This is a genomic window from Asaia sp. BMEF1, from assembly GCF_051628905.1.
Lineage (GTDB): Bacteria > Pseudomonadota > Alphaproteobacteria > Acetobacterales > Acetobacteraceae > Asaia.
On sequence record NZ_CP157575.1, the window covers coordinates 308,467 to 328,881 of the forward strand.

A 20,415-nucleotide genomic window follows, 5' to 3' on the forward strand; every position below is an offset into this window, starting at 1 on the left:
TTTCGCTTGGAGAATTAACGAGGATTGACGTTAAACCTTCAGGATCAAAAAAATGTTCAAAAAACAGATCCCTTTTGCGGCAATGCTCATAGTATGCATGTCCATCGCTGGCCTCCGCGCGATGGAGATAGAAATTGATTACGTCACCGAAGAAAGGCTCTACTTGGGGGCTGCTTTTCTAGCCCTTTTATGTGCAATTCAGCTTTCGTCACGGCTTATCAGGGCGCATCGCTCGTACAAACGCCCCTAATTGATGAGCTCCGATCATGTGGCGCCAAATCAACGCGGAGGTGTGATAGAAATTCCGCCTGGGTGTGCTCAGTCACACAGATCACGCAAAGAGCTTACCCAATTAGGCATCGGTATTTGCCCTCCAAGCCTTTTTCAAAATAACGCTTTATTTAGGCGTCGCCCCGTTCCCTCCCTCCTGCACCTAGCAGCTGAGGCGGATAGCATTGCGATTGCGAGAGGCTACCGCTGCCTCTCCATCCTCTTCTGCAGGCTATCTGTTTTTAGACCGAGAAGAGACTCGCCTGCGATCCTGGTTATACTGATATGTTCCCAGCATATCCGACGTCCGCTCATCTTCCTTTGCTTGTTGGTAGCAGGTGTCTACACTCACCCCCATGGCGCGGCATTTAGCCATTTTCTCTTCGAAGCTCTCGCAAGCGGGTAAGGAAATAATTATCAGACCAATTACTATAAGGCGCGTAAACATTGCCGTCTTCCTCCATCGGCTATATTTCTACTGTAATAAAGGCGGATGTTTGTAGAATAAATGGCAAATATGAGGTTGGCTGCGTAGCGTGGGATCGCGCCATAGATTGAATGACGTTATCCGCGTTACGTCCATCGCCCTACAGAACATGCAGAGCCTAGCCTATCCCGAGCGAAACAAAGCCGCCACGCCTGCTGACGCCCTGGTAGACGTGGCGCGTCGCAGGCCAAGGGGGGGGGGATGACACCCCCTGCCCCATTGCCCGGCGTGCACGGAATCCCGACCACGTTTGATCGTGACGCGGCGCCATCCATGGCCTTTCTCAAGGTGCTGCCAGCCGAGCAACGTGGCGTGTTCCATGCATTGCTCGATGCGCTGAAAGCCGCTCGCAGTGCGGTTTTTCGCATTGGGTGCCAGGCACTGGATGAAGGCCAGATTGCACAAATGGCGTGCGAGCGTGTCGAGGTGCTGGGGCGCGTGCTCCCCGCGCTTCAGATCAGCGGCTTCATGCTTCAGGATCATGACGGCGCCTGGTACAGCCCGCATCTGGTGGAACGCGCTATACGACGCGCCGAGCGGGCCCAGGCCAGGGCCGAACAGGCACAACGGCTTGAGGCATTCCATGGACGGCAGGATGCGGGCGAGTTCGCCCCGACCGCCAGCGTCAAGGCCATGACCTCACGCATAAACGCGGCCAAAGGGGGGCGTCCGCGCAAGGGCGAAACCCCCGAGGAAGCCAAGGCCAGACGGGCTCATGAGGCCGTGCAGCAACGGGAAATGCGCCTGCTCACCCCCGTGGCTTCGACACCGGTACGGGAAACCGGAAACCAAAACCAGTTTTCAAAAGTGGTTTTGGTTTCCGGCGATTTAGGTTTTGAAACTGAAGCCTCGGTTTCCGTAGATCTAGAGTCAGAGAAACATATATCCCCTTCTAATTCTGATTCTACGAAACCCGCAGAAACCGAAACCGCGAAACCTAACGCGGGGGTTTCTGAGCCCCTGATTGCCCAGACCGTGGCGCGGGTCATGAAGCTGGGGAAGCTGCCAGAGAGCCAGGCAGGCTTTGCAAAAAGCATTTGCGGGCGGTTCCTGCGTGATGGCGTTCTGGCTGATGCGGTGGTCGAGGCGGTCAAGCGCCACACGGCAAAAATGGCCCTGAATGGCGATACCCCGCAGAAAATGGGCGTGTTCAAAAAGCCTATCGAACAGTTCTGGGCCGAACGTCAGGCCGGTTGCATTGAGCCCGAGCCCGAACAGGAAACCCCGCGTGAAGCGTGGGAAGCGCAGGCCCTGGCCGACTATGCCAAGGGGATGGAGATCTGGCGCGATGCATTCAGTCATCACCGTGATTTCACTGCCGTCACGCGGGCCTGGCCCGAATTGGCGGCAAAGCATGGCCTGCCGCCCTGCCCGTTCGACAAGGATGCCTATCTTGATTGGCACCGCCCCCGCGTCTGTGCCGCGTGACCGGCAACCGCCAACAGCAACCCGATAAGCGAGCCCCGCCCTGTTTTCCCATTCGCCACGCTACGCCCAGGATTGGGCCTGACGTGGCAGAAACCCCCAGGCCTGACAGACCTAGCGCCTAAGCGCGGGCCGTCCTGTCAGCCGATGAAGAAAAGCAACACCACACAAGTGGACTGCCCATGACGACTAGAAACCAGGTGCAAACGCCCCTGAACGAAAACATCATCCCCATGCTGGGCGCATGGGCTGACCGCTTCACCATGACGACCGAGGGAAAGGGAAAAGAGCAATTCGACGTTATGCGCCGTGGCGTCGGGCTTTACAGCCTTTTGCACAGCGGCACGATCACGCATCGCCATGTTGAGGCTGCCCAAAGCTGGGCGCGGGACGTTGAAACCGGAATCATGGGGGCCGCCGATCCTGAGCGGCGCTCGACCGGACAAGGCACGCTTGAGGATATGCTGATTGCACGGTCAGCCGCCGTGACGCGCTGCGAGAGCGTGCGCCGCAACCTGGGCCGCTATGCTGCCGATCTGCTCGTGCTCCTGGTGCTCGATGGATTGCCCGTGTCACGCATCGCGCAGATTTACGGGAGGAGCCGCCATAACGTGGCTGGGGCTGTTTCGCTCTTGCTGGACCAGCTGAGCGATTACTACGACATCACGCCTGCACAGCAGACATAGAAAAACACTTTGGGCTTTTGTGGCTTGCGAACGTGTGTGGCCAGCCAGCTCCTCAACAGCAGTGGGCCTGCATAGCGACTGACGAAAGCGGCAAAGCTGTGTCGTTCGCCCTGCCCCCACCCGGTCGAATTAGACAGATAAGTATGACACTCATCTAATCATGCGTTACGATTCCGATTCGACTAAGGATAGAGCCATTATTCAAGTCGAATCATGTGACCTTTTTGCCATGATTAGGAGACAAGTCATTCCGGCATTGCCGCGAAGACCGAGCCAAATCTACCTGATATGATTTCGACATTCTTTGTCACAGTCTTGCCTCTATACAGGTCGTCATCGGAAGACATTTGTTTCGTAATAAATCAAGAATTACGATCGGTTACAAAATGTCCGAGACCTTTTCGTCCTTCCTGCCGGAAACCCATAAGCCAGAACTCTTGGCGGGTACGAGCTCGCTCTCATATGAGGGCATGAATCACCCTTCGAGTGATGTCGTGCTATCCGCAAACAGCGTTGGCGGCCCCTCGGAAACCGCGTCATTCCCGGGCGGCACGTCGCATGCGGCAGACACGCAACTGGACGCCCTTCAGGCCAAGACTCTCTCGACCAACGACCTCGCCACCCGGCTTGCCACCTCCGCTATGTTGTCAGATCCTGCCGCACCATCAGCGGTAAACAGCAATTCGGCAGGCCCGGATATGACAGCAGGCCATGCTGTGGCGGATTTACTGGCATCGGCGACAGCGACAGCGACAGCGACAAAGTCGGGCGTAGCGGTTCAGAACGGTTAATACGGCGAGCTACCTTCTTTGCAGTTCCTGAGTCATGAGACCGCCATGCAAAAGGCTTACAGAGACTACGCTGCCACTCAAATCGGCAATGGCTGGTCCGTACAGGATTACCGCTGGAACGAAGCTTACAGCGACCGGGCATGGCGTGAATACGGTGATTTGATACAGCGCGCGACAAACCATGCGCCAAATGCAGATCTGATTCGCCAGATGCAGGATGATATCGGAAACACTAGCTCCCTGGCAAACGAACAACGCCGCATTGGTTATTCCGAAGTGGGCCGCGCCGCTATTGACGAGATGTACCTCAATGCGACCGGAGAAATGCCGGCGGGGCAAACCCAGTACGATTCCTACGCAGACCGGATCGCCAATGGCGCAAGCTACAGCGACAACTTACGTGTGCTCGCCTATGCTTGGGAAGGCAGCGAGGCAGTCGACACTCTCGCGCACACCGTTCTCGCTCGCGATCTGAGCACCGATGAGCGCTCTCAGTATCAGAGCCAGCTCGCCAATAATCAAAGCCTTTCCGACCTGCGTTACAAAATCGCTCATAGCGCTGCTGAGGCGGACAGCCTCAGAAATGCGGGAACGTTCCTGTTCGGGGCAGGCCAGACGATTACTACATCGGCATGGCTCGCTACGCAGCAGGACGCCATTGGCTCGGGTCAGGTAACCTATGAAAGCACGCTTGTCAGCGCGCAGCTTGCCCCTGCGGGACGACAGACCCTTCAGTCGGTCTATCAGGATTGGGGGCAGGGTCTGCCAACTGATGTGCAGTTAAAAACCATGGCAACGGCAATGTATCACCTGAACATCGCCTGGAACCGTGTTCAATACCAGAGCGCCGACCAGCTTGCCGCAGAAGCCGCCACCTATCACGCAATCGACGGCACGGCATCCTATGCCCAGCTGGTCGAGAACGTCTCCTATTCGGCCGATCAGGCTACAGCACTGTTAGCGAGCGCCCTGACCACCCCCATGATGAACGAGGCAGCATCCGCCGCCGAGTTCAAACGCGTGATCTCGATGGGGGGAGGCCTGTTCTTCGAAACCGTGATCGATCAGATGGATGTGCTGAACAATATCGATACGATCCAGAAGGAGAAGGAAAAGGAGCCCGATCCTTGCGATCCGGTGATTTTCAAACCTGCGCATGCCATCCTTGGAGAGAAGGGCGGTTTGACAGTCAGTAATAGTGAGATCGCAGCAGCTAATAACAAGCCGAATCAGTTCATGGCTGGTGTCGCTACAACCACTTGGTCAGACGGTGTGAAATGGACGTCTCAGGGTAACGGCATTCAGGCGCAGGGCAATCCGTTCGAGGTCTGGGACGCTCAGCGGCTCAAGAAAGAAGGCTATGAATGGCTGGCGGATTACCGAGCGGAACGCAACAACTGGAAAGCCTTCGATGAGTGGAACGAAAAATCAAAAACGGCGGTCAGTGACAAGACCATGGATCTAAAGGGCACGACGTATCAGAACATGACCCGGCTCAAGGGACGTATCCTCGCCAATGTCGAAGCTATGCGCCGCTATGGTGCCGACGGTGGGCCATATCGCGGCTCCGCCGACCCGAAAGATCCAAAAAATGGAACGAGCTTGGAATTCACCAGAGAGAAGATTCAGAACTATGTTCTCGATCTGGGTGTGCCAGCAGAGCCGAGCAACGATCAGTGGCGAGCGATCTGCCAGGCCCTGAAAATTGCCAAGGGCCGTGTTGCCGCTGACCCTGAAACGAGCGCCAAAACCATCGACTTCAGGATTGCAGACATCGCATGAGCATCCTCATTCCTTTCTGGCAGATCCCCACTCGCTATGCTCAAGTCATCCGTACCAAAAAATATGTGGCCGTGATTTGCAAGGAGACATGGGGTGGGCTTCACTTCTCCCGCTCTGGCTGGTCGACGTTCATCCCTCGCAAGCAGGTCACGACGGAATGGATCGGGGCTAATCTCAAGAAAGCACTGTATAGCAGCGAGGATTTCGGGGCTTACTTGCCCACACCTATTCCGGACGAACCCTTTGACACGATGAAGCCAGAGTCAAACGCTAAATCCCGTGAGTTCTGGTTGCGCATCCAGCAGGAGTTTGGCTTCAAGGATTTCCTGACGACCATGTCAAAATCGGCAGGTATTTATATCAACTGGCCGGAAGATCAGGGAGATCAGGTTGAAATGCTCTCTACGCGTGGTCGCGGTGGTGGCTTTTCCGCCTGGGGCACCAATGAGAATTTCGGCAAGGTCTTTCATGCCTCGATCAATCTGAGCGATCTCGAATTCGGCGAGGTGGCCGTGCAGGCGTTGGACCGCTGCAAGCCAAATTATGCGTAAGGCTCCCCTTACAGCGCGATCTCAAAAGCAAAAAGCCTGACTGTTGGGGGGTGACGGTATTTTCTACTTTTGGCCCAGTCAGCTGGCATGGCTGTGTCCTGCAATCCAAGTCTCTTCGACGCATATAGAGGAATGACAAACCACGCCTCTATTTGAGGCGACCGTGGAAAATCTGTCGACGTGTTACAGCAACCGACAGTAGCCGCGTAAGCTCTGCGCAGGCGTTTGACCAGTACCAAGGTCCACGCCTTTTTTATTGGCGTTCGCGTTTTCCCATAAAAGCAGATCATGACGCGGTGAGGGTCGCGACCCTGCACGCCGTCTTATGGACCAGCACACGCCGCCTGCATGCCCTCACCGTGCCGGTGGAGCAGGGTTACGCGGTAGATCTGGGCGATCACGTCACCCTGACGCTGCCAGAACACCCCGACCGCACACTCTCAGGCCTTGTCGTGGACGAGCAGCTGCGGCCCGGCGAAGCAACGATCATCCTGCAGGATCTTGTGGGGGATCAGGGATAGTTGGATCGGGCTCGATACGAACCTGCATCCAGAAAATATATGAAAATGCAGCTCCGTCATTCATCGGCCAGACGCCGGGTGCATTTCGTGCTGTTATGTTGCGCAGCAGGATCCAGCTTCTTGAACAGGAAAGTCATGACCATTCGATCTCTCTCTGCCTTGCGCCGTTCACTTTTCGCTTTTGCCATAGCGGGTGTCGTCACGAGCTTGTCGGCAGCCTGCGCCCAGAGCGCGACGACACTGGGCGGGGTAAATACCTCGTTCCATCTTTTCGGATCGCATGATGTGCAGGTGTCATCCTTTACCGATCCGGATCTCCCTGTGACGTGTTATCTCTCGCGTGCCCAGACCGGCGGGATCAAGGGGGCGGTCGGGATCGCGAAAAACCCGACGCGCTTCTCCCTTTCCTGTGTGAAAAGCGCTGGGGTACCGACCGACATCACCAAATTGCCCAAACAGCAGAACATTACGAAACTGCGTAACTCTTTCCTGTTCACAAACCTCGTCATCACGCGAATGATCGATCAGGAACACAGCGCTGCGGTCTATCTCGTGACCAGTCAGGGCCTCATAGACGGCTCGCCCGCAAACGCGATCTCGGCCGTTTCATGGTAAGGGATAGTGTGGATTCCTGATGCCCGCCTGACCTGTAAACGCCAGTGGTCTGCCACCACGATGGAAAGGTACCTCCCGTTGCGAAAGGTTCTACTCGTATTCGCGGCGCTTGTTTTGTCCGTAATGTCGCTGGCTTCGCAGTCAGATGCTGCAACAACGCCCGCGCTCTATCTGATGCCACGCGGATACAAGCCCGAACATACACCAACTTACGCTCAGACCACCGCGCAAGCCTGTCGGATTGTCCTTGATGATGCCCACGTGGTGGTTCTTCACGACCTGATCCGCCCTGTAATGGGGGCCGCAGCTTTCCGAGCAGGTGATGACAGTTATTCCAGAGCATTACCGGTCATGATCCTGTCGCAGGGGGACGATAAACCGGACTGGGTCGCCTATCGCTCACGGACACGACAGAATGAGATTATATGGAAGACGGTCGGCCCCCCTTCCCATTGGACTGAAGTTTCCGATGAAACTCATCTTTATGAGGAAACAGACAGGATTTTCACAGATCCGACCTTGCCACGCCGTGAAGGTACGATGTGCGGCCTTTTAAGATGGCATTTTCAGCACACGAAAGATCTTTTCCGCACCGATTAAGGTCATTTCGCTCGTTTCCCGTTCAAGCCGCCCAACCGGGCGGCTTTTTCTTTGCCTGCCCGCCTCCCCGTTCAACAGGACAGATCGCCATGGCCAGACTAGGTGCTTATCCGCGCATTGCGACGCTCGACGGGTCGGAAGTGATCGTGGTCGAGCAGCAGGGCTGCACGCGCTCGATACCGCTCAACAGGTTTGCGCCTGCGGTGCCGGACAAGGACGCAAGCGGGGTGTTCTTTGCCGATGACGGGGCCACGGTCGGGCGGATCGGCGACCGGCTGTTCATTGGGGCGGCGGCGGATAACCAGGGCCAGCGCAACCGCGATACCACACGCAATGACTGGCTTTCGCAGATCATGGGATCGACCTCGATCGGTGCCTGGGGGACTTGGACGAGCACATTCGCCGCCATCTCACGCTTCGGGGCCATTGGCATCACGGGGGCGTCGCGCACATCCGACAGCCAGAAGCAGAGCAGCTATATGGGCTTTGTGCCCTTGGCAATCGGGGTAGCGGCCTGGGGTGTGGCGGACGAACCGCAGAACCCCACCACCGCCACGGCCTATGCCTATTATGGCGAGGGCTGGCGCATGGCGGGCGTCAATTACCAGCCGAGCTTCGTCATGGAGCTGGAAACCGTCAATATGGGCGGCCCAGCGGCGGGCATGTCCACGCCCTACCATCCCAATTGCGGCGGCGGCACCCATGCCATCCAGATCGGATCGGGTGGCGGGCAGACCGAAGGGTCGAGCGATGCCGAGGCCGGGATCGTGTTCGTGCGTAATCCCTCCCGGCATAAAAGCGGCATCATCTTCGCCAATGACAGCCTGACCGGCACGAATGGCACAGACGGGTACGGCACGGCCATGGCCATGGGTGCGCGTCAGGGCATCGAATGGCGTACGGGCGAGACACGTGAGAATGTGCAGGGTCTCGATTCAGGGGCCATGCTGTTCTCGACCGTGAGCCAGACGAAAAAAGGCCAGCGCCTCAAGTTTTCCGATGACGGCGTGCTGATTATCAACATGTCCGGGCAGCTCCTGTTTTCCATCTCACCCAATGCCTCCCCCACCAACACGCTCAACATCCAGGCGGGCAGCGGGCAGGCAGCGGCGGGGCTCGACGTGCAAAAGGGCGAGAACGGATCGGCCAATCTGGGCCTCTATCCGGGGCCGGGCGGCGAGTTGCAGATCGCAAGCCCGGTCGTACGGCAAGGCGCTCGTCTCTCGCTCAACGATCAGCCGGTGCAGTGGCTGCATATCAACGTCAACGGCCAGTCGCTGCGCCTGCCCCTGTTCACCCCCGAGCAGGCGGGAGGCTGAGCTATGGAAGCCATACTCGATTCCGGTTTCTGTCCCATTGTCGACAGCACCGGCAGGCTCTGCGCGTTCGGGTGCGATAATGCCTTTCTCTCCGCCCGGCTGACCGCTTCAACCTCCATGCCCGAGCTGCCGGTGAGTAACCTCGCCACGCCGCAAGGTGCCCCTGCGACCGCATGGCGTGCGCCGGGACGTGTGGCCGCGGTCACGCTCGAACCGGGCGGGGTGGTGGACTGGCGGTGTTTCTCGCTGCATCGCACCAACCTGACCGGCACCGCGCAATGGTCCGTGAAGATCTGGCGCGGCGCGACATTTGCCGATGATTCGGGGTTGCTGGCCGCCGATGTGCGCGACGGGCAAGTGGTCATGATGCTAGATGCTGCAACACCGGGCGACCGGGTCACGATCCTGATCGCCGATGCGCAGAACCCTGACGGCTTCCTGTCCATCCCGCTGGCCTATGCCGGGCCACTCTGGCAGCCGCAGCGCAATATGGCCTGGAGCAGCGGAGAGAGTGCCGAGAGCGGGGCCGATACGGTCACGAGCCTGTCGGGCGTGGAATACGTCACCTTGCGATGGCAACGGCGCGTGCTGCGCATCGAGCACCAGTCTCTCGGCACCGAGGAACTGCCACAGAGCCGCGCCATGCTTGCCCTCGGGCGAACAGGAGCGAATATCCTGTTTCTGCCCGATCCGGGGGCGGGCACGCGCAGTGGCGATGCGGTGTTCGGGCGGATCGAGGCGGGCGAGATCACCTCATCGGCAGGAGCGGCCAACCGCCGCGCCCTCACTCTCACGATAAGGGAGCGATTATGATGGCAATGCTTGGCAATTTTGTGCTAGAAAGCGCGAACAATCCGGGAACAAGCGCGTTCATCCTGAGCGGTGCCCCTGCCGGGCGTCGCAACTGGTCGGGCGCGTTCCCTGATGGTGAGGTCTATTACTTCGCCGATGACGGCACCCAGGCCGAATGGGGCATCGATCGCCTGATGCATGGCATACCGGCCAGCATTTCACGCGATACCGTGCTCGGCACCACGCAAGACAAGACGGCACGTCTCAACTTCACCGGGACCACGTTCGTCTATCCCGCCCTGCCCGCCGAATATGCCGTGCCCGTGCCGGTGATACAGGGCATGAGCGTCGTGCCCGACCGTTCATGGAACGCCCGGACCATGACGCTGGGCAGCGTGGATATCACCCTTACCGGCCCTGCCCTGCGCGCCGAGTTCAGTGCCACGTTACGGCTCACCGATACCGGGGCCAACGACACAACGTGGCAGGTCGCACGGGCGATCATGGCAATCCACACACTCGATGCCCAAGGTAACGCGTCCGCCCAGACCACTGCGGCGGCGGGGAGCAATCTGCGCATCGACCGTTTCTTTTTCCTCGGCATGCGGGCCTCGACGCTGGCCCATGCCAGCCCCGGTACGACGCTGCGCCTTGTGGCCAGCGTGCAGGTGCCGGGCAGTTCCAGCGCCTCGACCGTGTTCGGCATGGCGCTGCAGGACGGTGCGTTCAACTGGCTCAACAGCTGAGCCTTTCCCCTGCCCGGTAGACGGGCAGGATCGACGGAGACATCATCATGACATGGCGACCCAGCGCCAATATCCTCCGCCCCGGTTACGGGGCGGGTGGAGGCGCTTGCCCTTCTTCCAGATCCGCCCTCGTCTGGCCCTCTGCGGCCCTTCATAGCGGATGCGATTACAGCATCGATTTCGACAGCCTGCTGGCACCGGGCGAGTTTATCACCTCTTTCGAGTTCGCCGCCGGTTCGGCCGCCGATCAGGCCTGGATCAACCTCTTCGGCACCATAGCCACTGCCTGGCTGCGATGGAAAAGCCCCGGCCTCCACACCGTGGTCGTCTGCGCGCTCTCCAGCCACGGTAACAGCTATCAGGTCGACATTGCCATTACGGTCGGCACACGACCCACGCTCTTTCCCGTACCTCTCCCGCCCGCACCGGAACCCCCCACTGCCACACTGACCAGCGAGGCAATGGATGCATGGCTCGGCTCCCTGCCAACAGACCCCGGCGAGACCGGAACAGGCTGGTGGAACAATGCGGGCATACCGACACGAACAGGAAATCTGTCATGACGAAACCATCCTCTCCCTGGGGCGCAAGGCTGCTCATGACGGGCCTCTTGCTGTTCATGATGCCGGGGGTTCAGGCCGCGACGCAATTCGTGCCGCCCAACGGCCTGCCGCTCGATACGCCGCTCGGGCCGGATCGTAACGCCGATGGATCTGCTGCGATCTCGTTTCGCACCATGGGGCGGGATATCGCGAAGAACGCGACCGACCTGACCAATCTGCGGGAGACGGCTGTGACCAAGGAGGCTCTGGCCAGTGCGCTCACCCCGTATCTGACTGGCAATTCTGCGGATGCACGCTATGCCACGCCCTCCAGCGTGACAGCGGCGGTCAAGGTCGAGACTGATCGCGCTACGAGCGCCGAGCAAAGCCAGGCCAGAGATCTGGCAAACCTGCGTGATGCCGCCGTGACCGGGGAGGCTCTGACCGCGAGCCTCGCTCCTTACCTAACCGGCACTTCCGCCGATGCCCGCTACGCCACGCCCGCCAGCGTGACAGCAGCGGTCAAGGCCGAGACCGATCGGGCAACGAGCGCCGAGCAGACCAAACTAGATAAAGCAGACGCCGCCGCGGCCTATCTGCCGTTTGCCGGTGGAGACACGACGGGACCGGTCAACGGTCTGTCGGTATATCGCAATCTCTTCGGGTCCAGCGCCTCCGGGGCAAGTGTCATCCTGACATCGGATAATACCGGCGTGCTTACCGGCGCGAATTGCTTTGTCATCCCGACCGGTGGCGTGACGCGGATGGATGTGACCGTGGTCGGCATATCGAGCAACGGAACGGACGCGGTGCTACAGACCTTCTCCGGTCTGGCAGCGCGCAACATTGGCAGCGCGGCGATGCTGGCGCGTGCAGGCAATGACACAACCTACCCCGCTTTCGGAAGCTCGCAAGCGTGGTCGGTCGTGCTGGGCGTCGATGCGCCGACAAGATGCGTCTCTCTCACCGGCAAAGGCGCCGGCACAGGATCGTGGAAATGGCGCGCTTCCATCCGCTACGAGACGCTTGTGCCGTGAGGGTTGTGGGGATCTGTCAGGGCGGGATTTGTCTGACCGCCCGCTCTCAATCTCTTCGAAAACCGCACCGGGAGAGCGCAGCCATGCCTGAAAACCTCACCCCGCAGCCCTGGTGGGTTGCGGTTCTCGGCGGCCTGCTTTTCACCATCCGCTGGCTGATCGGCTTCGGGGCGTCGAGCGCGAAAGCCACCATCGAATCACAGCGTCAGGACCTCGACCGGCTGAACGCCCGCGTGGACAGGCTGGAAGAACGCGAGAAGGAGTATCTCGCGTTGATCGAGGAGTTGCGGGCGCAGAATGCGATCCTGCGCAAGGCTTTTGATCATAGGGGTGTGGTACGCCCTTCACCTTAACGGAATCTTCTGACCTTGGACTAAAGCGTTGCTGCCAGATACATCATACAGGCAGGGAAATTTACGGTACGGTCCTGAAGATCAGAAGGAGGAAAAATGGCTGACGAGGAAGGTATTTTGCCGCATGAGGATGACGTTTTCGGTAGTCTTAACCGCCTCAATTCCTTGCTCGAGAAGCTAGACGAGCGGGCACTTGTTCTCTCCCTTGCGGCGTTCGCCGAAGAGGAGTTGCGTGATCTAATTAAGGTCTACCTTATGCCAGGGGAGGCCGCTAACAAGATGCTCGAAGGGTTCAGTGCGCCGCTAGGTACCCTATCGGCACGAATAAGGATGGCACAGGCTTTAGGTTTGCTGACGCCGCATCAGGCGAATGATCTTGACCGACTAAGGAAAATTCGAAACGAGTTCGCACACAGTTGGGAGCCGGTATCGTTCACTGACCAGAGGATCGCCACCCTTATTAGAGCCCTGAACTTTCACTCGCTCGATGACCATTATCCAGAAACACCCCTCGACAAGGTACGAACGTCGATCGGCCTTCTTCTTCTCGAACTCAGAGTTACTGCTCAAAGGGTGCGGAAACGTGGTGGCGCAACGCTGAGGGGGCAGCACATTATAGCTGGGGTTCCGGGTGATTTGGATGAACAGATGACGACATGTAGGCGTCGCTTGACAGAGATCCAGGAAGAGCTTGGATCGGCGAGTGGAGATCGACGCCGCTTCCTTCTCGCGGCTAGGCACCGGTGGGAAGGTATGTTGGAGATTGTTCGGCTTAACGCGCCACGTGCGAGGCAGGATGAAGTGAGAGTAATTCAGTCCGAATTGAACGCCTGGACTCGGGACCCTGATTACTGATGTCTGACCACGACAACTGAGGTAAAGGCACCGCTTGCTAGGAGGCGACCGGATCGATTTGTAATCATAACAAATCGGACTCGGGAGTGGGCCCTATAACTCGCTAGACTTGATATCCAAGCCGCCCCACCTGGGCGGTTTTTTCGTTCTGGAGACTCATCTGATGAGCAATGCGCTCAACATTGCCACGGCGCTTTTGCGTCGGGACGATTTCGAGGGGCTGCGTCTTGCGCCCTATCTTTGCCCTGCGGGGTACTGGACGATTGGCTATGGCAATCGTGCCCTGACCGATGGGTCGCCGGTTACGCGGCTGACGGAGCCGATCAGTGAGAGTGAGGCCGTGGCCTTGCTGGAGCGCACGGTGGCCGGGTTGCAGCGGGTTCTGGCTGATATGGTCACCGTGCCGCTTCTGCCCTGGCAGGAAGGGGCTTTGCTGTCCTGGCAGTATAATGTCGGGAGTGCCGCTGTGCGGGGTTCGACATTGCTGCGGCTGCTCAACCAGCGGCTCTACACGGCGGCGGGGCAGCAGCTTCTGCGGTGGGACAAGGCGACGGCGAATGGCCGTCTGATTCCCCTGCCCGGCCTTCAGCGTCGCCGCCGTATCGAGCTTTCTGTCTATCAGGGCCGCCCTGTTTCGGGTGTGCCGTTTACGGTCTGATCGACCGCCTCTTCTCTTCCCCACAATCGACTATGAGGACACACTGCCATGACATTAGACTGGCAAAGCCTTTACGCGTCCGTACTCCCGTTCATTCCGGCTGAGATTGCGGCCGATCTGACGCTGATCGGTACGTTTCTGGTTTCGCTCTGCGCTGTGATTGCACGGTTCTGGCCAAAGCCTGCGAAAGGTTCGAAGTGGCTGACCATCTATTGTTTGGTCAATCGTATCGGCATGAATTCTCGGCACGCCGTTAATCTGAACAACGATTAGGCTCAGGCCTCATAGCCAAAACAAGACTGTTGCGGCGAGGCAGACTGCGGAGAAGAAGACGGTCGGGCGTCTGTCGTAGCGTGTTGCGACCCGTCTCCAGTCCTTGAGCCTGCCGAACATGATCTCGATACGGTTGCGTCTTTTGTATTTCCGTTTGTCTTATTTGACCGGTTCTGAACGAGATTTTCGGCCAGGAATACAGGGTTTGATCCCTTTCTCCTCCAAGGCATCCCTGAACCAGTCAGCGTCATAGCCCCGGTCTGCCAGCATCCATTCGGCTGATGGCAGACTGTCCAGAAGGGCAGCGGCACCAGTATAATCACTGATCTGACCTACTGTCATGAAGAAGTCGAGCGGACGTCCGTTCCGGTCAGTGACAGCATGCAGCTTCGTATTCATCCCGCCTTTGGTCCGCCCGATCAAACGGCTTGGGCCCCCTTTTTTAACCGCAGGCTCGAAGCCGTGCGATGGGCCTTGAGATTAGGTCGCATCAATCATGATTGTCTGAGGCTCTGCCTTGCCAGTAGCCAATCCCTCCATCATGCGGATGAAGATCCCCATAGCACTCCAGCGCTTCCAGCGGTTGTAGAGCGTCTTGTGTGGACCGTATTCCCGAGGCGCATCACGCCAGCGCAGACCATTTCTGTTCACGAAAATGATCCCGCTCAACACACGACGATCATCAACGCGAGGTTTGCCATGCCTCTTCGGGAAAAAGGGCCGCAAACGATCCATCTGCTCTTACGTCAGCCAATACAGGTCACTCATCTTCAGTCTCCTCACAGAGCCTGAATCAGATCTCCGCCATCAAATCAATGGGTCCTGAGCCTAGCAGGGGTCCCGACTGTGCACGCTACGTCTGCTTCGAGGAAGCCTTGGGCTACGCTATAGCGTCCGATATGAGCTCGGGAGTTGACGGTCTTTGGGCTTCCTATTCCTCCTCATTCAGTCGCATCATCTCGGCGAAGGCCTTTGATCACCAGCATAATGGCCGCACGTTCGCAGGATGATCCGGCAGGCGATAGTCCACCATCAAGAGCCAACGTGGCGAGGCCGTGAACAGCGGCCCAGCAGGCGAGTGTCGCGGCCTCAACGTTATCGGGCGCGACTTGCCGAACCCTTCGGACCATGACGCCATATGCATTGTCTTCAACAGGTGGTGGCCCGCCATCATGTCCGGCGAACATCAGGCGGAAAAGCTTAGGCTGACTCCGGGCGAAAGCGACATAGGCCTCGCCCTGTGCAAGCAGGGCCTTTTGGGCATCCGGCTGTTGATCTGCCGCCAGTAATACTTCGCGAAGCATCTCGAAGCCATGCTGGGCTACAGCGGCCAGAAGAGCCTCCTTGTCTCGAAAATGTCGGTAGGGCGCCATAGCTGACACGCCAGCCTCGCGAGCTACGGCGCGCAGCCCCACTGCCTCTCCTCGCTCGAGAGACGCCAAAGCTGCGGCGACAAGGCGTGTCCGCAGAGCGCTGGAAACGGAATCATTCATGTTTACAATGTACACCAAACTCAATACGCTTACATTGTAAACTCCATGGAGCTGCATCATGCAAGCCGCAATCAACCGCCAATCCGTCGACCTTTCTGCTTACCCAGATCTCGTGATGATCATGCTCGGTTTCCGGATGCGAGGCTTGCGCAGCCTGCCTGCCATGCGACGGATCGGGCAGGGATTGGCGCAAATGGCTCGTGATCGCCCAGATGGCCTGCTTGCTGACGAGGGGATGCGGTTCAGTTTGACGCATATCGGCTTTCGTCAATACTGGCGCGATATGGATGCGCTCGAGCGTTTTACGCGCAGCGAACCGCATGCCGACTGGTGGCGCCGTATACGAGAGATGACGGCGGGTGCGGGTTTTTGGCATGAAACCTATCACGCCCGTGGCGGTATCGAGGCCGTATACGTCGGGATGGATCAACCTGTTGGCTTGCAGCATTTCGCCCCTGAGAGAAGCCCAACGGGGCCTTTCGCCTCGGCTCGGTCGAGAATTCAGGGGGGCGCTGCAAACGCACCAGCGCAGCACGCGCCTGAACCAGTGGAATGAATGCGCTCCGGTATCCCTAATATCGACCTGAATATTCTCGACTGACCCCAATAGCCGACGATGATCTCAACCCAAGCCGCCCCAACCGGGCGGCTTTTCTCGTTCTGGAGACATGATTGATGATCGCTTCATTGGAAATCGCTCTGGCGCTTCTGCGTCGGGACGATATCGAGGGGCTGCGTCTTGCGCCCTATCTCTGCCCGGCCGGGTATTGGACCATCGGGATTGGCAATCGCTTCCTCGGTGATGGCTCACCCGTCACGGCTGTCACGAAACCCGTTACAGAAACCGAGGCGCTCGATCTTGCAGGCAAAACGCTGGCCGGGCTGCGCCAGACACTGCTCGAAGCGGTGCATGTTTCGCTGGCTCCGTGGCAGGAGGGGGCGCTCCTGTCGTGGCAGTTCAATGTGGGCAGTGCCGCCATGCTGCGGGTGTGCCGTTTACGGTCTGACTGACCGTCTCTCTTCTTCCCTACAATCGAATATGAGGACACACTGCCATGATATTGGAGTGGCAAAGTCTTTACGCGTCCGTACTTCCGTTTACTCCGGCCGAGATTGCGGCCGATCTGACGCTGATCGGAACGTTTCTGGTTTCGCTCTGCTCAGTGATTGCGCGGTTCTGGCCACGGCCTGCGAAGGGCTCAAAATGCTATGGACTATACAGGCTGGTCAATTGTATCGCCATGAACAGCGGGTACGCGACCAATATCGATGATATATCGACACAAGAGTAAGGCTCTCGCCGCGTTCAGTCTACAATTTATTCGGCAAGTCTTATGTGAATTAGAGGACGGATCTGTAGATGAAAGCAGGCATGATTATTGAAAGTCGCTTTCCCCGGCATGCCTAACGTTCGCGCACTCATCATGCTATCTTAGTCAAGCGTAGCGACCGTGAATAATTTAGCGAGATATTATAAACTTCCAACTTGCCGCCGCACCTCTTGTCGGCTCACTCGGCATAGAGGTGGACCCTTCCCTTCGGACGGTTTTCGGGCGTGATAAGCTATAACCAGTCGTTGTCATGCTGCCTGTTTTACGGCATTGCTGCTGACCACTGGGTCCGGGATTAACCTCGGACCCAGTGGTGGCGGTTCTTCATGATACGCCTCATCGGGCGTTCGACCAGCCAAAGCGGAATGAGACCGCTTTCCGTTGTGATGACTGATCCATGCCGTAAGGCCGGTCCGCAGTTCCGATCCGGTCTCAAAAGCGTGCATATAGGCGCATTCCTGTTTCTGCGACTGCCACAGGCGCTCGATAAACACGTTGTCGAGCGAAGGTCCGCGCTCGTCCATGCTGATGCGGATCTGGTGCGTCTCCAGCACTTCCGTGAACCGGAGTGTCGTGAATTGCGAACCTTGATCCGTATTGAAAATCTCAGCCACACCACAGCGCATCTGGACCAAACGGAGAGCCTTGATACAGAACTCCGTATCAATCGTGTTCGACAGCTGCCAAGATAACACTTTGAGCGTGACGCAGTCTCTGAAGGCAAGCAGATGGAGAAACCCTTCCCGCATCGGGATGTGGGTGATTTCCGAGGCCCAGACCCGATTAGGGCATCGATCACCACATCCCGCAGTAGATACGGATATTTCCTATGCGCCGGGTGCAGAATGGTCGTGCGTGGCTTCTGATAGACCGCCCGCACCCTATCCTTGCCATGAGCCGACGGCCCGTTTGCGCCCTACACCATGGCCGGGCCTACGAAGATACCCCGTCACCTATATTATGATGCTCAAACAAGCTGTAATGCCACTATCGTTAGTCACACCCGAATGATCAGTTTTCTGGACATAGCGGTCTGGCGTCAATCCAACTGGTACATCGCTTTACTTTCTGCCCTACGCGATATTGAAGCCGAATGAGGAACGAAAATAGCCCTCAGATGCAAAAGTGCTCGGGTCTGCAGGGTAAGGTTCAGACCCTATCTATTTGACAGTCAAAGTCCATCTGCCTGATGGCGATCGCCCTGCGACCAAATGCGTCGATGGCTATGCGCGATTGACGCTATCGCCTTGACACTGATCGTTTACCTCTCGACACTCATAATACCAAGGGTTGACACGGGTCTTGAGCGACAAGAGCTCTTTTGCCTTCAGATTGGATGAGCCCGAAAGTTCATTGTGATAGTAAAGAGCTTCTGCTCCGTATTTCTCAATGGTCTGCGACGCGTCGATTGACTGAGGAGGCGGACCTTCAAGCCATCTTGCGAAAGCGGAAAGAAACGCTGCGGCCTTCACCGGCTGGTCATCGACGATATTATAGACGCCAGCGGGCGCTGAGAGCGCGGCTATCGTCGCATCTGCGGCATCCTCGACATGGATGAATGAGAATGTGCCGTGCCCTTTGCCAAAAATCGGGCATTGACCGTCCCTGACGCGATCACTGAAAGGGCCTTCATTCCAATACCATGTGCCGGGGCCATAAAAGAAGCCGTAGCGCAGGGCAACGGTCTCAAGAGAGGCTGAGGTCAGCACACGCCGCTCTAACTCAGCGTACATTCGAGAGCTCTGGCCGATATGTCCTGGCGCCTGAGTGCGCAGATCTGAGTGCTCTGTCGCCAGTTGGCCCTCTCCATTGAGGTAGAAGCCCGAGGATTGCTGTATATAGCGTCTGACTCCATGGGCCTGAGTTGCTGCGAACAGATTTCCCCCGCCCTCGAGGCGCAATTTGCGGTCAAACGGCAGACGGTCGGGCATTTCAGACGGATCGGATGGCAATGAGGTGAGCTGGTCGATAACATAGTGAGGCCGCGATCGGCTCAGTGCGTCGAAAACACTCTCGCGATCCAGAGCGTTACCGATAACCGGCTTGCCCCCCAGGCTCTCAATGTATTCAGCACTTTCGGGCTTGTTTGCTAAGCCGTAAGTTTCATAGCCAGAGGCGACGAGACGCCGCATAAGGGGACGACCCAGCGCGCCGCTTGCTCCTGCAACAAAAACTCTCATAATGCAGGTTCCTCAGCGGCTAGCAGGTAGGACGAAGGGCGTAGCGCTATCCTTGACGAAAAAAGCCAGAAACTTGGCAGGTTCGGTCTGGCTGGCATTACGACCGACAAGATGTACGTCGTCTGGTCCTTCGAAAAAGACCTGTCCTTTGCCCAGCGTCACCTGTTTCTGACCGCGAACCTGCATGACGACCTTGCCTTCAAGTACGTAAACAAAAACGGACGCATTGTGGCGATGGATCGGATCACTGCCACCGGGCGGGTAATCGACAACGAGCATCGCGCCAGCCTTGCCGGGAATGCCGGCAAGCTCATGCGACATGAGAGGTGTCACCTTGGTTTCGGCCAGAGCGGACGATCCGGACACTAAAAGCAGGGTCGCAGCAGCATAGAGAAATTTATTCATGGTAGCCTCCAGATATTGTTTTTTTTTCACGTGACTTGTTTTTTCTTACTGCGCCGACGCGCCGTGTTTTCAGGCGCTGTTCAAACCATGATTGCGCTTCGTCGATGAATTGCGGCGGCGCTTTATCGCGAACCAACCCAGCCTGATCGGCAAGTGTGGTCTGGGCTAGTTCATGCCTCATGGCTTGTTCGGCTCGCAGCATGGCAGCATGGATGCCGCAAACTCCCTGGGTTGCCCAACGTGGAGGGGCGTCCGAAAAAAGTGCGCAGCGCCCGCGGATTTCCTGACAATTGAAGAGATTCTTGCGCCCTTCGATTGCATCCACCACGGAGAGAATGCTGATTTCATGAGCTGGCCTCGCGAGGCTGTACCCGCCCCGCAAGCCATCCGAGGCAATGACGATGCCGGCTTTTTCGAGCTTGGGCATGAGCTTTGCCATGAATGCTCCAGGAATGTCCTGCAGCTCGGCTAGGTCGAGACTGCTGACAGGATCGGTATTCTCGACAAGCCAGATCAGGCTGTGAAGAACATATTCGGTGCTTGCGCCATACAATGCCATAACGCGGATCATATTTATCCGCGTTTCGATTCGCAAGCCCTTTTATCGTAAGCACCTGCCTACGTGGAAACTAATCGCAGCGCCCGTAGTGAGCGGTAAAACCCCTGTTAAGATGGAGTCTTAATGATGTTCACTTAGAGCTTG

At 57.7% G+C, this 20,415-nt stretch carries 23 protein-coding genes and 2 pseudogenes; 19 read left to right on the forward strand and 6 right to left on the reverse strand.

All coding sequences use genetic code 11. The features are described from left to right. The first annotated feature begins 958 nt into the window (after positions 1 to 958). The 17 genes from ABHV46_RS01310 to ABHV46_RS01390 all read left to right on the forward strand — a co-directional run bounded on the left by ABHV46_RS01310 (position 959) and on the right by ABHV46_RS01390 (position 14,303). Positions 959 to 2,185, forward strand: a complete 1,227-nt coding sequence (locus tag ABHV46_RS01310) for a hypothetical protein (RefSeq protein ID WP_438382385.1) — start codon at positions 959 to 961, stop codon at positions 2,183 to 2,185. A 179-nt stretch (positions 2,186 to 2,364) separates the two neighbouring features. Further along, positions 2,365 to 2,868, forward strand: a complete 504-nt coding sequence (locus ABHV46_RS01315; protein ID WP_438382386.1) for a hypothetical protein — start codon at positions 2,365 to 2,367, stop codon at positions 2,866 to 2,868. Positions 2,869 to 3,254: 386 nt separating this feature from the next. Further along, positions 3,255 to 3,659, forward strand: a complete 405-nt coding sequence (locus ABHV46_RS01320; RefSeq protein WP_438382387.1) for a hypothetical protein — start codon at positions 3,255 to 3,257, stop codon at positions 3,657 to 3,659. A gap of 45 nt (positions 3,660 to 3,704) precedes the next feature. After that, the gene (locus tag ABHV46_RS01325; RefSeq protein WP_438382388.1) at positions 3,705 to 5,441 is read left to right on the forward strand and encodes a hypothetical protein; all 1,737 of its coding nucleotides are present in this window, start codon (positions 3,705 to 3,707) and stop codon (positions 5,439 to 5,441) included. Beyond that, the gene (locus tag ABHV46_RS01330; RefSeq protein ID WP_438382389.1) at positions 5,438 to 5,992 is read left to right on the forward strand and encodes a hypothetical protein; all 555 of its coding nucleotides are present in this window, start codon (positions 5,438 to 5,440) and stop codon (positions 5,990 to 5,992) included. The genes ABHV46_RS01325 and ABHV46_RS01330 overlap by 4 nt, the downstream gene beginning before the upstream one ends. Before the next feature lie 296 nt (positions 5,993 to 6,288). After that, positions 6,289 to 6,513 carry a hypothetical protein gene (locus ABHV46_RS01335; protein WP_438382390.1) on the forward strand — a complete coding sequence of 75 codons (225 nt, stop codon included), beginning with the start codon at positions 6,289 to 6,291 and terminating at the stop codon, positions 6,511 to 6,513. 135 nt (positions 6,514 to 6,648) lie between these two features. Beyond that, a complete protein-coding gene (locus tag ABHV46_RS01340; protein WP_336947497.1) occupies positions 6,649 to 7,128 on the forward strand; it encodes a CreA family protein in 480 nt (159 codons plus the stop codon). Positions 7,129 to 7,134: 6 nt separating this feature from the next. Then, positions 7,135 to 7,728, forward strand: a complete 594-nt coding sequence (locus tag ABHV46_RS01345) for a hypothetical protein (RefSeq protein WP_438382391.1) — start codon at positions 7,135 to 7,137, stop codon at positions 7,726 to 7,728. A gap of 89 nt (positions 7,729 to 7,817) precedes the next feature. Then, positions 7,818 to 9,047, forward strand: coding sequence for a hypothetical protein (locus ABHV46_RS01350; protein WP_438382392.1), 1,230 nt, complete (start codon positions 7,818 to 7,820; stop codon positions 9,045 to 9,047). 3 nt (positions 9,048 to 9,050) lie between these two features. Then, a complete protein-coding gene (locus tag ABHV46_RS01355) occupies positions 9,051 to 9,860 on the forward strand; it encodes a hypothetical protein (RefSeq protein WP_438382393.1) in 810 nt (269 codons plus the stop codon). Then, complete coding sequence (locus ABHV46_RS01360; protein ID WP_438382394.1) at positions 9,857 to 10,585, forward strand: hypothetical protein; 729 nt, start codon at positions 9,857 to 9,859, stop codon at positions 10,583 to 10,585. The genes ABHV46_RS01355 and ABHV46_RS01360 overlap by 4 nt, the downstream gene beginning before the upstream one ends. A 47-nt stretch (positions 10,586 to 10,632) precedes the next feature. After that, a complete protein-coding gene (locus tag ABHV46_RS01365) occupies positions 10,633 to 11,148 on the forward strand; it encodes a hypothetical protein (RefSeq protein ID WP_438382395.1) in 516 nt (171 codons plus the stop codon). Further along, positions 11,145 to 12,164: a hypothetical protein gene (locus ABHV46_RS01370; RefSeq protein WP_438382396.1), complete on the forward strand. Its 1,020-nt coding sequence runs from the start codon at positions 11,145 to 11,147 to the stop codon at positions 12,162 to 12,164. The genes ABHV46_RS01365 and ABHV46_RS01370 overlap by 4 nt, the downstream gene beginning before the upstream one ends. Positions 12,165 to 12,247: 83 nt before the next feature. Further along, on the forward strand, positions 12,248 to 12,517 hold the full coding sequence (locus ABHV46_RS01375) for a hypothetical protein (RefSeq protein WP_438382397.1): 270 nt from the start codon (positions 12,248 to 12,250) through the stop codon (positions 12,515 to 12,517). A gap of 96 nt (positions 12,518 to 12,613) precedes the next feature. After that, a complete protein-coding gene (locus tag ABHV46_RS01380) occupies positions 12,614 to 13,372 on the forward strand; it encodes an MltR family transcriptional regulator (RefSeq protein ID WP_438382398.1) in 759 nt (252 codons plus the stop codon). A 163-nt stretch (positions 13,373 to 13,535) separates the two neighbouring features. Then, positions 13,536 to 14,030, forward strand: a complete 495-nt coding sequence (locus tag ABHV46_RS01385) for a lysozyme (RefSeq protein WP_438382399.1) — start codon at positions 13,536 to 13,538, stop codon at positions 14,028 to 14,030. 48 nt (positions 14,031 to 14,078) lie between these two features. Next, positions 14,079 to 14,303, forward strand: a complete 225-nt coding sequence (locus tag ABHV46_RS01390; RefSeq protein ID WP_438382400.1) for a hypothetical protein — start codon at positions 14,079 to 14,081, stop codon at positions 14,301 to 14,303. 9 nt (positions 14,304 to 14,312) lie between these two features. Here ABHV46_RS01390 and ABHV46_RS01395 read toward each other — a convergent pair. Next, positions 14,313 to 15,038, reverse strand: a pseudogene (locus ABHV46_RS01395) (IS5 family transposase). 206 nt (positions 15,039 to 15,244) lie between these two features. Continuing rightward, on the reverse strand, positions 15,245 to 15,796 hold the full coding sequence (locus tag ABHV46_RS01400; protein ID WP_438382401.1) for a TetR/AcrR family transcriptional regulator: 552 nt from the start codon (positions 15,794 to 15,796) through the stop codon (positions 15,245 to 15,247). Positions 15,797 to 15,959: 163 nt separating this feature from the next. Here ABHV46_RS01400 and ABHV46_RS01405 point away from each other — a divergent pair, with 163 nt between their 5' ends. Continuing rightward, on the forward strand, positions 15,960 to 16,352 hold the full coding sequence (locus ABHV46_RS01405) for a phenylacetaldoxime dehydratase family protein (protein WP_438384490.1): 393 nt from the start codon (positions 15,960 to 15,962) through the stop codon (positions 16,350 to 16,352). 119 nt (positions 16,353 to 16,471) lie between these two features. Next, on the forward strand, positions 16,472 to 16,807 hold the full coding sequence (locus tag ABHV46_RS01410; RefSeq protein ID WP_336947350.1) for a glycoside hydrolase family protein: 336 nt from the start codon (positions 16,472 to 16,474) through the stop codon (positions 16,805 to 16,807). Positions 16,808 to 17,375: 568 nt separating this feature from the next. Here ABHV46_RS01410 and ABHV46_RS01415 read toward each other — a convergent pair. The 4 genes and pseudogenes from ABHV46_RS01415 to ABHV46_RS01430 form a co-directional block, all read right to left on the reverse strand. Beyond that, positions 17,376 to 18,080 (reverse strand): annotated as a pseudogene (locus ABHV46_RS01415) (IS3 family transposase); the annotation flags it as partial. A 270-nt stretch (positions 18,081 to 18,350) separates the two neighbouring features. Continuing rightward, the gene (locus ABHV46_RS01420) at positions 18,351 to 19,307 is read right to left on the reverse strand and encodes an NAD-dependent epimerase/dehydratase family protein (RefSeq protein ID WP_438382402.1); all 957 of its coding nucleotides are present in this window, start codon (positions 19,305 to 19,307) and stop codon (positions 18,351 to 18,353) included. A gap of 12 nt (positions 19,308 to 19,319) precedes the next feature. Next, positions 19,320 to 19,712, reverse strand: a complete 393-nt coding sequence (locus tag ABHV46_RS01425) for a cupin domain-containing protein (protein ID WP_438382403.1) — start codon at positions 19,710 to 19,712, stop codon at positions 19,320 to 19,322. Then, on the reverse strand, positions 19,705 to 20,283 hold the full coding sequence (locus ABHV46_RS01430) for an RrF2 family transcriptional regulator (protein WP_438382404.1): 579 nt from the start codon (positions 20,281 to 20,283) through the stop codon (positions 19,705 to 19,707). The genes ABHV46_RS01425 and ABHV46_RS01430 overlap by 8 nt, the downstream gene beginning before the upstream one ends. Between the last annotated feature and the right edge of the window lie 132 nt (positions 20,284 to 20,415).

Bases quoted from the DNA above. Each gene is read 5' to 3' on its own strand.
- ABHV46_RS01325 (WP_438382388.1), top strand. From the start codon at position 3,705: ATGCAAAAGGCTTACAGAGACTACGCTGCCACTCAAATCGGCAATGGC.
- ABHV46_RS01330 (WP_438382389.1), top strand. From the start codon at position 5,438: ATGAGCATCCTCATTCCTTTCTGGCAGATCCCCACTCGCTATGCTCAA.
- ABHV46_RS01425 (WP_438382403.1), bottom strand. From the start codon at position 19,712: ATGAATAAATTTCTCTATGCTGCTGCGACCCTGCTTTTAGTGTCCGGA.
- ABHV46_RS01385 (WP_438382399.1), top strand. From the start codon at position 13,536: ATGAGCAATGCGCTCAACATTGCCACGGCGCTTTTGCGTCGGGACGAT.
- ABHV46_RS01420 (WP_438382402.1), bottom strand. From the start codon at position 19,307: ATGAGAGTTTTTGTTGCAGGAGCAAGCGGCGCGCTGGGTCGTCCCCTT.
- ABHV46_RS01315 (WP_438382386.1), top strand. From the start codon at position 2,365: ATGACGACTAGAAACCAGGTGCAAACGCCCCTGAACGAAAACATCATC.
- ABHV46_RS01355 (WP_438382393.1), top strand. From the start codon at position 9,051: ATGGAAGCCATACTCGATTCCGGTTTCTGTCCCATTGTCGACAGCACC.
- ABHV46_RS01375 (WP_438382397.1), top strand. From the start codon at position 12,248: ATGCCTGAAAACCTCACCCCGCAGCCCTGGTGGGTTGCGGTTCTCGGC.
- ABHV46_RS01400 (WP_438382401.1), bottom strand. From the start codon at position 15,796: ATGAATGATTCCGTTTCCAGCGCTCTGCGGACACGCCTTGTCGCCGCA.
- ABHV46_RS01310 (WP_438382385.1), top strand. From the start codon at position 959: ATGACACCCCCTGCCCCATTGCCCGGCGTGCACGGAATCCCGACCACG.
- ABHV46_RS01365 (WP_438382395.1), top strand. From the start codon at position 10,633: ATGACATGGCGACCCAGCGCCAATATCCTCCGCCCCGGTTACGGGGCG.
- ABHV46_RS01410 (WP_336947350.1), top strand. From the start codon at position 16,472: ATGATCGCTTCATTGGAAATCGCTCTGGCGCTTCTGCGTCGGGACGAT.
- ABHV46_RS01370 (WP_438382396.1), top strand. From the start codon at position 11,145: ATGACGAAACCATCCTCTCCCTGGGGCGCAAGGCTGCTCATGACGGGC.
- ABHV46_RS01360 (WP_438382394.1), top strand. From the start codon at position 9,857: ATGATGGCAATGCTTGGCAATTTTGTGCTAGAAAGCGCGAACAATCCG.
- ABHV46_RS01350 (WP_438382392.1), top strand. From the start codon at position 7,818: ATGGCCAGACTAGGTGCTTATCCGCGCATTGCGACGCTCGACGGGTCG.
- ABHV46_RS01405 (WP_438384490.1), top strand. From the start codon at position 15,960: ATGCGACGGATCGGGCAGGGATTGGCGCAAATGGCTCGTGATCGCCCA.
- ABHV46_RS01430 (WP_438382404.1), bottom strand. From the start codon at position 20,283: ATGATCCGCGTTATGGCATTGTATGGCGCAAGCACCGAATATGTTCTT.
- ABHV46_RS01390 (WP_438382400.1), top strand. From the start codon at position 14,079: ATGACATTAGACTGGCAAAGCCTTTACGCGTCCGTACTCCCGTTCATT.
- ABHV46_RS01320 (WP_438382387.1), top strand. From the start codon at position 3,255: ATGTCCGAGACCTTTTCGTCCTTCCTGCCGGAAACCCATAAGCCAGAA.
- ABHV46_RS01340 (WP_336947497.1), top strand. From the start codon at position 6,649: ATGACCATTCGATCTCTCTCTGCCTTGCGCCGTTCACTTTTCGCTTTT.
- ABHV46_RS01380 (WP_438382398.1), top strand. From the start codon at position 12,614: ATGGCTGACGAGGAAGGTATTTTGCCGCATGAGGATGACGTTTTCGGT.